The 13,657-nt window shown below is 64.3% G+C and carries 12 protein-coding genes and 1 tRNA gene; 5 read left to right on the forward strand and 8 right to left on the reverse strand.

Features of this window, described 5'->3' with window-relative positions; all coding sequences use genetic code 11:
- Positions 1 to 93 precede the first annotated feature (93 nt).
- Positions 94 to 2,103, forward strand: coding sequence for an acetyl-CoA carboxylase biotin carboxylase subunit (locus FMM02_RS07355; RefSeq protein ID WP_147494235.1), 2,010 nt, complete (start codon positions 94 to 96; stop codon positions 2,101 to 2,103).
- Positions 2,104 to 2,119: 16 nt separating this feature from the next.
- Here the strand turns inward: FMM02_RS07355 and FMM02_RS07360 are convergent, their stop codons facing one another.
- From FMM02_RS07360 to FMM02_RS07380, 5 genes are read right to left on the reverse strand one after another with little or no spacing between them, the layout of a single operon-like run.
- Entirely contained in the window at positions 2,120 to 3,691 is a 1,572-nt protein-coding gene (locus FMM02_RS07360; RefSeq protein ID WP_147494236.1) for an AMP-binding protein, read from the reverse strand.
- On the reverse strand, positions 3,688 to 4,080 hold the full coding sequence (locus FMM02_RS07365) for a RidA family protein (RefSeq protein WP_147494237.1): 393 nt from the start codon (positions 4,078 to 4,080) through the stop codon (positions 3,688 to 3,690). Before FMM02_RS07365 ends, FMM02_RS07360 begins: the two co-directional genes overlap by 4 nt.
- Positions 4,077 to 5,216, reverse strand: coding sequence for an acyl-CoA dehydrogenase family protein (locus FMM02_RS07370; RefSeq protein WP_222703806.1), 1,140 nt, complete (start codon positions 5,214 to 5,216; stop codon positions 4,077 to 4,079). Before FMM02_RS07370 ends, FMM02_RS07365 begins: the two co-directional genes overlap by 4 nt.
- Positions 5,209 to 6,018: an enoyl-CoA hydratase family protein gene (locus tag FMM02_RS07375; RefSeq protein WP_147494239.1), complete on the reverse strand. Its 810-nt coding sequence runs from the start codon at positions 6,016 to 6,018 to the stop codon at positions 5,209 to 5,211. The genes FMM02_RS07370 and FMM02_RS07375 overlap by 8 nt, the downstream gene beginning before the upstream one ends.
- Positions 6,015 to 6,785, reverse strand: coding sequence for an SDR family NAD(P)-dependent oxidoreductase (locus tag FMM02_RS07380; RefSeq protein WP_147494240.1), 771 nt, complete (start codon positions 6,783 to 6,785; stop codon positions 6,015 to 6,017). The genes FMM02_RS07375 and FMM02_RS07380 overlap by 4 nt, the downstream gene beginning before the upstream one ends.
- Before the next feature lie 76 nt (positions 6,786 to 6,861).
- Here FMM02_RS07380 and FMM02_RS07385 point away from each other — a divergent pair, with 76 nt between their 5' ends.
- Genes FMM02_RS07385 through FMM02_RS07400 form a run of 4 tightly spaced genes read left to right on the forward strand, consistent with a single transcriptional unit; the run spans position 6,862 to position 10,474 of the window.
- Positions 6,862 to 7,974, forward strand: a complete 1,113-nt coding sequence (locus tag FMM02_RS07385; protein WP_147494241.1) for an S-(hydroxymethyl)glutathione dehydrogenase/class III alcohol dehydrogenase — start codon at positions 6,862 to 6,864, stop codon at positions 7,972 to 7,974.
- A gap of 12 nt (positions 7,975 to 7,986) precedes the next feature.
- Positions 7,987 to 8,370, forward strand: coding sequence for a VOC family protein (locus FMM02_RS07390; RefSeq protein ID WP_147494242.1), 384 nt, complete (start codon positions 7,987 to 7,989; stop codon positions 8,368 to 8,370).
- The gene (gene fghA, locus FMM02_RS07395; protein ID WP_147494243.1) at positions 8,367 to 9,212 is read left to right on the forward strand and encodes an S-formylglutathione hydrolase; all 846 of its coding nucleotides are present in this window, start codon (positions 8,367 to 8,369) and stop codon (positions 9,210 to 9,212) included. The genes FMM02_RS07390 and fghA overlap by 4 nt, the downstream gene beginning before the upstream one ends.
- Positions 9,209 to 10,474 carry an MgtC/SapB family protein gene (locus tag FMM02_RS07400; RefSeq protein WP_147494244.1) on the forward strand — a complete coding sequence of 422 codons (1,266 nt, stop codon included), beginning with the start codon at positions 9,209 to 9,211 and terminating at the stop codon, positions 10,472 to 10,474. Before fghA ends, FMM02_RS07400 begins: the two co-directional genes overlap by 4 nt.
- Before the next feature lie 54 nt (positions 10,475 to 10,528).
- On the opposite strand, the gene FMM02_RS07405 is transcribed toward FMM02_RS07400, so the two are convergent.
- The 3 genes from FMM02_RS07405 to FMM02_RS07415 all read right to left on the reverse strand — a co-directional run bounded on the left by FMM02_RS07405 (position 10,529) and on the right by FMM02_RS07415 (position 13,654).
- Positions 10,529 to 11,641, reverse strand: coding sequence for a S8 family serine peptidase (locus FMM02_RS07405; protein ID WP_246104747.1), 1,113 nt, complete (start codon positions 11,639 to 11,641; stop codon positions 10,529 to 10,531).
- A 198-nt stretch (positions 11,642 to 11,839) separates the two neighbouring features.
- The gene (locus tag FMM02_RS07410; protein WP_147494245.1) at positions 11,840 to 13,420 is read right to left on the reverse strand and encodes a type II secretion system protein GspD; all 1,581 of its coding nucleotides are present in this window, start codon (positions 13,418 to 13,420) and stop codon (positions 11,840 to 11,842) included.
- Positions 13,421 to 13,579: 159 nt separating this feature from the next.
- Positions 13,580 to 13,654 (reverse strand) — tRNA-Glu (locus FMM02_RS07415).
- Positions 13,655 to 13,657: the final 3 nt, after the last annotated feature.

Consider the following 13,657-nt stretch of genomic DNA (forward strand, 5'->3'; position numbering starts at 1 on the left):
TTGGCGGCCTCACTCGTCTTAACGGCGGGTCTTTTGTATCTGATGTTCGCATCAGGCATGTTGATGCATGGCGATTGATAAATTGGAGCGTTGATGTTCTCGAAAATCCTGATCGCCAACCGCGGCGAAATCGCCTGCCGGGTGATCCGCACCGCCAAGCGCATGGGGATCAAGACCGTCGCCGTCTATTCCGACGCCGATGCCCGCGCGCCGTTCGTGAAAATGGCCGATGAGAGCGTCAGGCTGGGGCCAGCCCCGGCGGCGGAAAGCTATCTCAAGGCCGAGCTAATCATCGACGCCTGCAAGGCGACCGGGGCGGAAGCAGTCCACCCCGGCTATGGCTTTTTGAGCGAGCGGACCAGCTTTGCCGAGGCGCTTGCCAAGGCCGGGATCACTTTCATCGGCCCGCCGGTGAAGGCGATCGCGGCGATGGGCGACAAGATCGAATCCAAGAAGCTGGCCAAGGCGGCCGGGGTCAATGTCGTCCCCGGCTATCTCGGCGAGATCGCCGACACCGACGAGGCGGTGAAGATCGCTGGCGAAATCGGCTATCCGGTGATGATGAAGGCCTCGGCCGGCGGCGGCGGCAAGGGGATGCGTCTCGCCTACAGCGAAAAGGACGTCCGCGAAGGATTCGAAGCGACCAAGCGCGAGGGCCTTGCCAGCTTCGGTGACGACCGAGTCTTTATCGAGAAATTCATCGAGGACCCGCGCCACATCGAAATTCAGGTGCTGGGCGACCAGCACGGCACCATCCTTTATCTCGGCGAGCGCGAATGCTCGATCCAGCGCCGCCACCAGAAGGTGATCGAAGAAGCCCCGTCGCCTTTCGTCACGCCGGAAATGCGCAAGGCGATGGGGGAGCAGGCGGTCGCGCTGGCCCGCGCGGTCGGATATTATAGCGCGGGCACGGTCGAGCTGATCGTGTCCGGTGCCGACACGACTGGCAAGAGCTTCTACTTCCTCGAAATGAACACCCGACTGCAGGTCGAGCATCCGGTGACCGAGGAAGTGACCGGCCTCGACCTCGTCGAACAAATGATCCGCGTCGCCGCCGGCGAGAAGCTGGCGTTCAGTCAGGAAGATGTGAAGCTCGATGGCTGGTCGATCGAGGCGCGCGTCTATGCCGAGGATCCCTATCGTGGTTTCCTGCCGTCGACCGGTCGTCTCACCACCTACCGCCCTCCCGCCGAGCATCGCGACGAGGACAGCGTGATCCGCGTCGACGACGGCGTCTATGAAGGCGGCGAGGTCAGCATGTTCTACGACCCGATGATCGCCAAGCTGGTCAGCTGGGGGCCGACCCGTGAGGCAGCGATCGACGAGGCGGTGCAGGCGCTTGATGCCTTCCAGCTCGACGGGATCAGCGACAATATCGACTTCCTGTCGGCGCTGCTCCAGCACCCGCGCTTTCGCTCCGGCAAACTCACCACCGGCTTTATCGCCGAGGAATATCCCGAGGGCTTCGCCGGCGCGCCCGCCGATGATTCGCTGATGTCCGATCTGGCGGCGCTGGCGGCGATAGTTCAGCTGACCGGCGACACCCGCGCCGCGATGATCGACGGGCAGCTCGGCGATCCGGTCTACCCCGAGCCCGAGCAGGTGGTGCGCATCGGCAAGCGCGAATTCACCGTCGGAATCGAGCCTTATGACGGCGGCAACCTTGCCACCGTCGACGGCGGTGAGCCGGTCGACATTGTCGGCGACTGGTCGCCGGGCGATCGGCTGCTGGTGGCCGACCTCGACGGCAGGACGCGCATCGTCCAGGTCGTGAGAAAGGGCCGCGGCTGGACGATGACGACGCGTGGCGCCGCGCATGCGGTGCAGGTCATGCCGCGCCATGTCGCGGCCCTGTCGCGCCACATGATCGAGAAGGTCCCTCCCGACATGTCGCGGTTCCTGCTCGCACCCATGCCGGGACTTCTGACCCGACTGGAAGTGGCGCCGGGCGACACGGTCGAAGCTGGCCAGCCAATCGCGGTTGTCGAGGCGATGAAGAAGGAAAACATCCTTCGCGCAGAGAAGAGCGCAACCGTCAAGGCGACCCCGGCCAGTGCTGGCGACAGCCTGGCAGTTGACCAGGTGATCGTCGAGTTCGACTAGGGTCTTGGGGTCGCGGTTAGTCGCGAAGCTCGACCCGTCTTAATTTGCCCGTCGCGGTCTTGGGTAGCGCATCGCGAAACTCGATCGCGCGGGGATATTTGTAGGGCGCAATATTTCGCTTTACGAAATATTGGAGGTCCGAGATTAGCGCTTCATCCGGGGTGAATCCGGCTGCGGGGACGATGAAAGCCTTCACTATTTGTCCCCGCTCCGGGCATGGTGTCCCAATCACCGCACATTCGGCGACGGCGGGATGGGCAAGGAGCGCATTCTCCACCTCGGGCGCGCCGATGTTATATCCCGAACTGACGATCATGTCGTCGCTGCGGGCCATGTACCAGTAATAGCCGTCGCGATCCTTGCGATAGGTATCGCCGGTGACGTTCCAGCCTTCGACCACATAGTCCGCCTGGCGCGGATCATCGAGATAGCGGCAGCCGGTCGGCCCTCGGATGGCGAGCCGGCCTACGCCTTCCTCCATCGGCCGGTTGTCGGCATCGAGCACCGTGGCTTCATACCCCGGCACGGCCCGTCCGGTGGATCCGGGACGAATGGCCTCGCCGCTTTCGGAAATGAAAATGTGCATCAGCTCGGTCGAACCGATGCCGTCAACGATGGATAGGCCTGCGCGGTCTTTCCAGGCTAGCCATGTCGCCTCGGGCAGGTGCTCGCCTGCGCTAAGGCAGGTCTTCAGCGAGCCCAGGGCGGGATCGAGTCCGGGCTGGGACAGCATCGCCTTATAGGCGGTCGGCGCGGTGGCGAGGTGGGTAACCCGGTACGCGGCAATGGCCTCCAGCATCGCCGGCGGGGTCGGCTGCTCGATCGTCGCGCAGGCTGCGCCGAAGCGCAGCGGGAATAACAGGGTCGCGCCCAATCCGAAGGTGAAGGCGATCGGCGCGCTGGTCATGGCAATATCGCCTGGAGCCATCGGGAAATGAGCCCTTGCGAACGTATCGCACGGCGCGAGGATGTCTCGGTGGAACTGGACGCAGCCCTTGGGCACGCCGGTGGTCCCGCTGGTGAAGGCCAGCAGGGCCGGATCGTCGCGACCGGTGTCGACCGGGGACAGCGGCGAAAGGTCAACGCAGCGCGTCTCGAGCTCACCCCTGCCATGATCCCCGTCATATTTGATCAGGCTCTTGATGTGCCGCGTCTGCTCCATCGCCTCGCGGAAATCGCCAATAAAGCGACTGTCGACGATCGCGTGGCTGACTTTCGCGCGGTCGATGACGGTGGCGATCTCGCCGGGGCGGAGCAGCGGCATCGTCGCGACGACCACCCCGCCCGCCTTCAACACCCCTAACCAGGCGGCAAACAGCGTATAGCCATTGGGTCCGCGCAGCAGCACGCGATTGCCAGGAACGAGCTTTTCTTCCTCGACAAGCAGCCGCGCGATGCGACCCGACAGATTGTCGAGATCGGCATAGGTCCAGCGGCCATGCGCGTTGACGACTGCAAGATCATCGGTACGGCCGCCTCGAAGCAGTTCGACCGCCGCATTCATTCGCTCGGGATAGTCGAGCAGGTGGAAGTGTGGCTGCTGGTCGGCCGGGGGCAGGCGGTCGCGGACGAAGGCGTCGTAACTCATTCTTCAACCACCGCCGTCGCTTCGATTTCGACCATCGCCTGCGGCTCGACCAGCGCGACGACCGCGACCAGGGCCATTGCCGGATAATGGCGGCCGATGATCCGCTTCCATGCCGCGCCGACTTCGGCCAGCGAGGCGCGATAGGCTTCGATGCTTGTGACATAGCAGGTCAGCCGGACCAGATGTTCCGGTCCCGCCCCATCCTCAGCAAGAATGGCGACGATATTTTCCAGCGCCTGCGCGAACTGACCGGATAGCGTGTTCGACGTGAAATGTTCGTTCGCGTCCCAGCCAACCACTCCGGCCGTATAGATCGTCCGACCCCGCGCACTGATCGCGTTGGAATATCCCTTGGGCCTCGGCCAACCGGGCGGGAGTAATGCCTTCATTTCAGCAATGTCCTGGCGATAATCATTCGCTGCACCTCGCTCGCTCCTTCATATATGCGCAGCGCACGAATTTCGCGGTAAAGCGCCTCGACCCGCGCACCGACCGTGACTCCTAGGCCGCCATGCAACTGCACCGCGGAATCGATGACCTGCTGCGCCATTTCAGTGGCTTCGAGCTTGGCCATCGCGGCGCTGCGGCGATGGTCGCCGTCCTGCGTATCCTTGGCCCATGCAGCGCGGGCGATGAGCAGCGCTGCGGCATCAATCCTCGTCGCCATGGTGCCGATGCGGTCCTGAGTCACCGCATTGTCGACGAGCATCGCATTGCCCAGCGGCCGCTGGCTAGCGAAGGCGATGGCTTCGTCCAATGCCCGGCGCGCGAGGCCCAGCGCGGCCGCGCCCACCGTCACCCGAAAAATGTTGAGGGTCGCCATGGCAATCGTGAACCCTTCGCCGACCTCGCCAAGCCTTGCACTGTCGGGCAGCCTGACGCTGTCGAGTCGGAGGCGGGCGAGCGGGTGAGGGGCGACGACCGCGATCCGTTCGGCGACCGACAGGCCCGGCGTATTCGCTGGCAGGATGAAGGCGGTGAGACCGCGCGCGCCCTCGTCGCTGGTTCGCGCGAACAAGGTGATGATATCGGCGATCGGCCCATTCGAGATATAGGTCTTCTCGCCGTCGATCAGCCAGTCGCTGCCATCGCGGGTTGCGCGGGTCGCGACGCGGGCGGCGTCGCTTCCGGCCCCGGGTTCGGTCAGCGCAAAGGCGGCGATGGCGCTGCCGCCGCGCACCCTGGCGCCCCATTCAGCTTTCTGAGTCTCGGTCCCGGCGACCATTACGGGCCCGAAGCCGAGCCCCTGCATCGCAAAGGCGAAGTCGGCCAGTCCCGAGTGGTAGGCCAGCCGTTCCCGCGTGATCGCCAGTGCGCGCACGTCGTGCGGGCCGTCGGTCGGGGCTGATAAGGTCAGCAAGCCGGCCTTGCCCATCGCCGCCACGAGCGCGCGACAGGCGGCATCCTCGTCTTCATGGTCGATTGGCTGCAGTGTGTCGCATAGCGCCGCTGCTGCGGCGGCGACGCTGGAGTGATGCGCCTCGAAGAAGGGCCAGGCCAGGTCGAGGCCGACGGCCCTAGTCACCCTTGAAATCCGGCCGCCGCTTGGCGGCGAACGCTTCATAAGCACGACGGAAGTCATTGGTTTTCATGCATTCGGCCTGCGCTTCGGCCTCCATGTCCAGCGCGGTCTCGATCGAGACGTGCCATTCGGCGTCCAGCTGCCGCTTTGTCATGTAATGGGCCTGCACCGGCCCGTCCGCGAGCTGCCGCGCCAGCGCTTCCGCCTCGGCATGCACATCGGCGACGATTCGACCGAAAAAGCCCCACCGCTCGCCTTCTTCGGCGCTCATCGACCGGCCGGTAAACAGCAGCTCCGCGGCACGTCCATGGCCGATAATGCGGGGCAGAATTGCGCAGGCGCCCATGTCGGCGCCACTAAGGCCGACGCGGGTAAACAGGAAAGCGGTCTTGGCGCTGGGCGCGGCAAGCCGGAGGTCGCTGGCCATGGCGATAATCGCGCCCGCACCGGCACATACGCCATCGATCGCGGCGACGATCGGCTGGGGGCAATCGCGCATCGCCCGCACCAGGTCACCGGTCATTGCTGTGAACTGGTTGAGACCGGCGTCGTCCATCCGGGTCAGCGGACCGATGATCTCATGGACATCGCCGCCCGAACAGAAATTGCCGCCCGCACCCGCAAAAACGATGCAGCGGACCTCCGGCGTGTGCTTCAGTTCGCAGAACAGGTCGCGCAGCTCGGCATAGCTGTCGAAGGTCAGCGGATTCTTCCTTTGCGGCCGGTCCAGCGTGATCGTGCCGACGCCGCGGTCGAAGCTCCATCGAAAATGACTGGGAACAAGGTCGGCGGGGTCAAGGCTCATGCCGTAGTTCCTCCGTCGATGGTCAGGGCCGCGCCGTTGACGTCGCGCGCCTCCGGCCGGCACAGCCAGGCGATCATGCTCGCGACGCCAGCGGGATCGATCAGCTGGCCATGGCGATTCATTGCCGCCAGCGAGGCTCGCGCCTCCTCGTCGCTCCTGCGCGAGACCCGGGCTATGCGGGCGACGCTGTCATCGACCATCGGCGTGTCGACGAACGCCGGGCAGACGGCATTGACGGTCATCCCGCTGGTCGCGAATTCGACCGCCAGGCTGCGCATCAATCCAATCAGGCCATGTTTCGACGCGGCATAGGGCGCGGCATATGCCGCGCCCTTCAGCCCGGCGATCGAGGCGACGAACACGATCCGGCTGTCCTTGCCGGCAAGCAAGTCGGGCAGGGCGGCTTGGACGCAGTCGAAAGCGGAGGTCAGGTTGGTGGCGATGATCCGATCCCAGCTGTCGCGCCCGGTCCGGGCGAATGGGGCGCTGTCTCCGACACCGGCGTTGACAATCAGCATTGAGACGGGACCGTTCGCCGCCCGCGCCTCGCCGAATGCCTCTTCTACCTTGGCGAGATCGGTGACGTCGCAGGCGATTGCCGCGCCGCCGGTCGCCGATGCGGTCCGCTCCAGCGGCTCGATCCGCCGGCCGAGCAGCGACAGTTTGGCTCCGCCGGAATGGAGCGCGGTCGCGGTCGCTGCGCCAATGCCGGTCCCGCCGCCGGTGATCAGCGCGTGCCGGCCATCAAAACCGTGTTTCGCCTGCATCTCTTCCCCTTTCGCCAAGCATTGGCCGAAGCCCTGATGCGTGGCAAGGCGGCGCAAAGCAAAAGGGGAACGACTCATGAAGACCCGTGCCGCGGTTGCCTTCGAAGCGAAGAAGCCGCTGGAAATCGTCGAACTTGACCTTGAAGGCCCCAGGGCCGGCGAGGTGCTGGTCGAAATCATGGCGACCGGCATTTGCCATACCGATGCCTATACCCTCGACGGCCTCGACAGCGAAGGCATCTTCCCCTCGGTGCTTGGCCATGAAGGGGCGGGAATTGTCCGCGAGGTCGGGGCGGGCGTCACCAGCGTCGCGCCGGGCGACCATGTAATCCCGCTGTACACCCCCGAATGCGGCAAGTGCAAAACCTGCCTCTCCGGCAAGTCGAATCTGTGCACCGCGATCCGCGCCACGCAGGGCAAGGGGCTGATGCCCGATGGCACCACGCGGTTCAGCTACAAGGGGCAGCCGATTTTCCATTATATGGGCTGCTCAACCTTCTCCAATTTCACCGTTCTGCCGGAAATCGCGGTGGCGAAGATCCGCGAGGACGCGCCGTTCAAGACCAGCTGCTACATCGGTTGCGGGGTTACCACCGGCGTCGGCGCGGTTACGGAGACTGCCAAGGTCCAGCCGGGCGACAATGTCGTGGTGTTCGGGCTTGGCGGAATCGGCCTTAACGTCATCCAGGGGGCGAAGCTGGCTGGCGCGAACCAGATTGTCGGAATCGACCTTAACCCTGATCGCGAGGATTGGGGTCGCCAGTTCGGCATGACCCACTTCCTGAACACCAAGGGCATGAGCCGCGAGGAGATCGTCGCCAGGATCGTCGAAATCACCGACGGCGGCGCGGACTATAGCTTCGACGCGACCGGCAACACCGAGGTGATGCGCACCGCGCTCGAATGCTGCCACCGCGGCTGGGGCACCAGCATCATCATCGGCGTGGCCGAGGCGGGGAAGGAAATCTCAACGCGCCCGTTCCAGCTGGTCACCGGCCGCAACTGGCGCGGTACTGCTTTTGGCGGGGTCAAGGGGCGCAGCGGCGTGCCCAGAATCGTCGATATGTACATGGACGGGAAGATCGCCATCGATCCCATGATCACCCATGTCCTGAGCCTTGAAGAGATCAACAAGGGCTTCGACCTGATGCATGCGGGTGAAAGCATCCGCAGTGTCGTCGTCTATTGAGGGAGGATAATCATGTTCAGCCATGTGATGCTCGGCTGCAGCGACCGGGAAAAGGCGCGGCAGTTCTACAATGCGACGATGGGTGCGCTCGGTCATGGGCCGGGACAGGATTTCGGCAAGTCCGACTGGTGGATGACCCGCGAAGGCGCGCTCGGCGTCGGCCAGCCGCTCGATGGCGAGCCGTGCAGCCACGGAAACGGGACGACCATCGGCCTGCGTGCCTCGAGCGCTGAACAGGTCGATGCCTGGCATGCCGCGGGTCTAGCAAATGGAGGCACGGCAATCGAGGATCCGCCCGGAGTCCGCGACGCGGGTTTCGGCAAGATGTACCTGGCCTATCTGCGTGATCCCGACGGTAACAAATTGTGCGGCTTTTACCGCATGCCCAAGGAATGAGCTTCGAAAGGATCAGCGAGGCGCGAAGCCACGGCGGCAGCCAGGGCGTCTACAAGCACCAAAGCCGAGCGACCGGCACGGAAATGACCTTCTCGGTCTTCGTGCCCGACCATCAGTCGGGGGCACGGCTGCCGCTGCTCTGGTATCTGTCGGGGCTGACCTGCACCTCGGCCAATGTCACGGAGAAAGGGGAATTTCGCGCAGCCTGCGCGGAGCATGGAATCATTTTCGTCGCTCCCGACACCAGCCCCCGCGGCCCCGGCGTTCCCGACGACAGCGAGGGCGCATGGGACTTTGGCCTTGGCGCCGGATTCTACGTCGATGCGACCGAGCGGCCATGGTCTGAGCATTACCAGATGTGGTCCTATGTCACCGACGAGCTGCCCGCGCTTATCGCCGATGAATTTCCGGTGGACATGGAGCGGCAGGGCATAACCGGTCATTCGATGGGTGGGCATGGGGCGATGACCGTCGCATTGCGATACCCCGAACGGTTCGGCTCGGTCAGCGCCTTCGCGCCGATCGTCGCACCGTCGCAGGTGCCGTGGGGCAAAAAGGCGCTGTCCCAATATCTTGGACCCGACCAGACCGCATGGCGCGGCCATGACGCTGTTGCGCTGATCGAGGATGGCGCCCGGATCGATGAGCTTCTGGTCGACGTCGGGACCGCGGACAGCTTCCTCGACAAGGAACTGAAGCCCGAATTGCTCGAAGCCGCCTGCAGGGACGCGGGCATCGCCCTGACCCTCAATCGCCGCCTCGGCTACGACCATAGCTATTATTTCATTTCGACCTTCATGGCGGACCATGTCCGCTGGCACGCGGAGCACCTGAACCGGTGATTACCGGGCTCGAGCCCTGGGCGCAGGATGCGATCAGGGTCGGGGCCGGCCTAATCGCCGGTGCGCTGATCGGGCTCGAGCGCGGCTTCAACCTGCGCGGGCAGCGTGACGGGACCCGCGTCGCCGGAATCCGCACCTTCAGCCTGCTTGGCTTCGCCTCGGCCATCGCCGGGCTCATCGGGCACGCGCAGCCGATTGCTGCCGGCGCGATTGTTGCCGGGGCGCTCGCCATCCTCGCGATCGCCTATGCACCCAAGCTCAAAGCCAAGAGCGACGCTACCAGTCCGATCGCGGCGGTCACGACCGTTTCGCTGGCCTTCCTCGCCGGCTATGGCGCGGTCGGTATGGCACTGGCCGGAGCGGCAGTCGTCATCCTGCTCTTGGCGCTGAAAGACGAACTACATAACTTCGTTGACCGACTGGATGAACGCGACATCAAGGCCTTCGCCCGCTTCGCAGTGATCGCGCTGGCGATCCTGCCGTTCCTTCCGGACCACCCGTTCGGCCCCTTTGACGCCTGGAATGCCGCCAAGCTCTGGTGGGTTATGATCCTCGTCACCGGCTTTTCGTTTGCCGGCTATATCGCAAACCGATTCTTCGGCGCACGACATGGTACCGTGGTCACCGCGATTATTGGCGGTGCCTATAGTTCGACTGCGGTTACACAGTCGCTCGCCCAGCGGCTCGGGAGCGACGAAGCCGGAGGGGCTGAGCCAGCTGGAATCGCGCTCGCCAGCGCGGTCATGTACTTGCGCGTCCTGCTGCTGGTCGCGTTACTGGCAACGCGGGTGTTTATCGATTTCGCTGTCGTGATTACGCCTGTCGTAATCGTAGGTTTGGCCGCTGGGTGGTGGCTTTATCGCAAGGCGCCGATGGTTGAAGGTCCAGCGCCGCCCGGCAACCCGATCGCGCTGGTGCCGGCACTGGCCTTTCTTCTGTTCCTCGCTGGCGCCGCGGTCGCTGCACGCTGGGCCCAATCGCAGTTCGGCCAGGAAGGAATCGCTGTTCTGATCCTGTTGATGGGCAGTCTAGATGTCGATGCGGCGATTATCACCGTTGGCGGATTGCCGCAGGCGGCAATAAGCCCACCATTGGCGGCGCTGGCGCTAGGCGGAACGATCTTGGCTAACATGAGCGTCAAATTGGGAATTACGCTGGCATATGCGCGGGGCAAGGGTATCGGCGCGGCCTTGGCGCTAGGTGCCAGCATGGCCGCGCTGACTACCAGCCTAGTTTTCGGTTGGCTGTGGCTTCCTGAATAATTGAGCAGGGCGGTGCGCGTGCGCGCACCGCCCCTCCTTTGCGCCGTGGCGCCGTTACTTGACGCCGATGACGTCGGGATTGCCGTCGGGGTCGCCCTTGACCGCGCCGCCATTGCGAATCGAACCCTGCAGCAACAGGCCGGCAAGGTGCGGGGTCGCCATCGAAGTCCCGCTGATGGTGTTGTACCCACCGCCCGTCCATGTCGATTTGATCGACACGCCCGGCTCCGCATAGTCCACCGGAGGGTTGCCGTAGTTGGAGAAGCTCGCCCAATTGTCGCCGTTGGAGAAGGCCGAGACGGTGTAGACGTTGGGACCGTTCGCGCGACCCGGCGAATGGTTGTTGGCATTGTCGCTTTCATTGCCCGCGGCAAGCGCAAAGCGGACACCGCCCGCCGCCGCGCTGACGACGGCATTGTCGAGCGCGGTGCTGACGCCGCCGCCGAGGCTCATGTTGGCGACATCGCCGGGGCGGCCATATTGCGCGACATAGTCGACGCCGGCGATCACGCCGGAGGTCGAACCGCTGCCGCGGCGATCGAGCACGCGAACCGCGACCACCGGGGCGCCTGGCGCAACGCCGATCACGCCGATCGTATTGTCCCGCGCCGCGATGGTGCCGGCTACATGCGTGCCATGACCGTTCTGGTCATCTGGGTTCGTCGATCCGCCAAGGAAGCTGCGGCTTCGGGCGACGTCGACATTGAGATCGGGATGATCAAGGTCGATGCCGCTGTCGATCACCCAGGCCGTGGCGAAGTTGCCGCCGGCGCCGCCGCCGACACGCGCGATTCCCCAAGGCGTTTCCTGCGCCGGCTGTGCGCCGCCGCCGGGCTTGCCCATGCCCTTCATCTGGCCGGCCGTTACGACCTGGTCCTGTTCGCAATAGGCAATATTGGCATTCTTCGCCTTCATGTTGGCGATGCCCTGCTCGGAAGCATGCACCGCGAAGCCGCGCAGCGCGACGCTGTACACATGTTTGAGTTGCGCCTGTTCGGCCTGGACCGACCGCCGGGCTTCGGCTTCGGCGCTGCCGCGCGACACATTCTTGTTGAACACGCAAATATAGCTGCCCGGGATCTTGTCCCCGGCTTTTTGCGCCTGGGCCGGAACGGCCAAGGCAACGAGCGGCAGAGCCGCGATCAGTGACATGACGCGCAACTTCATGGAAAACCCCTCTTCCCTGTGTTGAAACGGCCGTCGTGAACCCGCGGCCGATTTCTCGAGTGAAGGGTGCTTTTTCGTTTGTGTCGAGCGGGTTGCGGCCGCGGATATCGATTGGTCCGCGCCTGTGCCGAAAAGACCACAATCCAGCCCGGTTCGATGGCCCATGACGGGACATTCGACAAACTGCGGATCGGGCTTTTATTCCGCCGGTGATTGAGGGAGCGGGGCGCCGTCCGTGATTGGCGCACCTTGGTCGGACGCGGGCTCGAACCTGCGGTGCCGAACGATCCGCGGCGTGATAACGATATAAAGTTCGGTCTTGGCGCGGGTCGACTTGTCGACGCGGAAGGCTTGTCCCACCAGCGGAATGTCGCCAAGCAGCGGTATCTTCGACTTGGTCGTGAGGTTGTTCTCCTGGGTCAGCCCACCGATCACGAAGGTTTCGCCATCGCGGACCGAAGCCGAGGTTTCGGCCTCACGCTGGCTGATCGTCGGATAGCCCTGGCTGAAACCGGTGACCGACGAAACGACCCCATAGATCTGCGACGTGACAAAGCCGTCCGAGCTGACCCGCGGCGCGATCTGCAGCGTGACCCCGACATTCACATATTGCACCTGCTGCGACACCGCATTGACGCCGGAAAGCGCAATGGAGGTCAGGATCGGCAGCGCGTCGCCGGTGATGATCTTGGCCGTCGACCCGCTCTGCGCGGCGATCCGCGGCCGCGACACGATTCGCCCCTCGCCCTTTTGGATCTGCGCATAGATCGCTGCCTGCAGCCGCCCCGACGGCAACCGCCGGTTAGGGTCGATCCCGAACGGCAGCTCGGCGCCCGTGGTGATGGTGCCGACGGCGATCTGGCCTGCGCTGTTGTTAAGGTCGATGCCAAGGTTTCGGGCGCCCTGTTCGGTCAGTTCGACGAACTGGGTTTCAAGGATGACGCTGTCGACCGGAACGTCGATCAGCGCAATCTGGCCTTTTACCTGCGCGATCCGTTCCGGCGATCCGGTTGCCCAAATGGCGTTAAGGCGCCTGTCGATGGCAAGGCCGGTGCCGGGGAAGGACTGCCCTAGCGGACGAACTTCCTGCGCCGGCTGGTTCTGCACATTGACATAATTATTCTGGTTGTTGGCGCCGGGCGACCCAAATCCCGGTTCGCGCCGGATAAAGACATTGTTCGGCTCGATAGTGACGCCTTCGACCAGCAGGCCGATCACTTCACTGACATCGGCATATTTGAGGAAGATCAACTCATAACTGTCGCCCGGATTGTAGAGGTTGGAGGCAAGGGCCAAGTCGCTCGCGGGGACCACCTGTTCCTGGTTGGAACCGATCGGACGGGCGCCGGCCGCCTCCGCCTCGCTGACGCGCTGAACGGTGACCTTGATCGACATTGCGCCGACCGCCTCGGTGCTGACCCGGGCAGGCGCAGCCGTGTCGAAGCGCATCAGCAGATTGCCGTCGCCGATGTCGAACTGCACCGAACGGACCAAGGCGCGGTGGCGGGTGCGCTCGGCAATTCGCGGCGCCCGGAGCGTGGCCCGCATTAGCAGCGCCGGGCGGCTCGGGTTGGTGTTGAGCGGGGCGACCTGCGGTTCGCGCGGGGAAAAGCGGAGCAGAAAGGCGGCCTGCTGCTCATCCTCGGTGACCAGCTTCACTTCTTCGAGAACCGACGGCACCGGCTGCGCGAAGGCGGCGCCAGGCAGCGTCGCAAGTCCCGCGATCAGCAGGGCTAGCGTTACAATAATCGCGGAAAGACCCCGAGTGAACAGACGCAAAGATCATCCCCATCCCGCACGCCGGGACGGCGCGTCAGACGGACAGGAGTCGTAAGTGGCCTTGTCCCGAATGCAAGCGGGCCGCATGGAATCCGGAAAATTGTGGCGGCTTGGCAACAAGTTAAGTTGCAGCTGGGAATGTGCATCACGCGAAGGTGATGGTGACCCCTACGGGAATCGAACCCGTGTTTCAGCCGTGAAAGGGCCGCGTCCTAACCGCTAGACGAAGGGGCCACG

This window comes from Sphingomonas xanthus (assembly GCF_007998985.1).
Classification (GTDB): domain Bacteria; phylum Pseudomonadota; class Alphaproteobacteria; order Sphingomonadales; family Sphingomonadaceae; genus Sphingomicrobium; species Sphingomicrobium xanthum.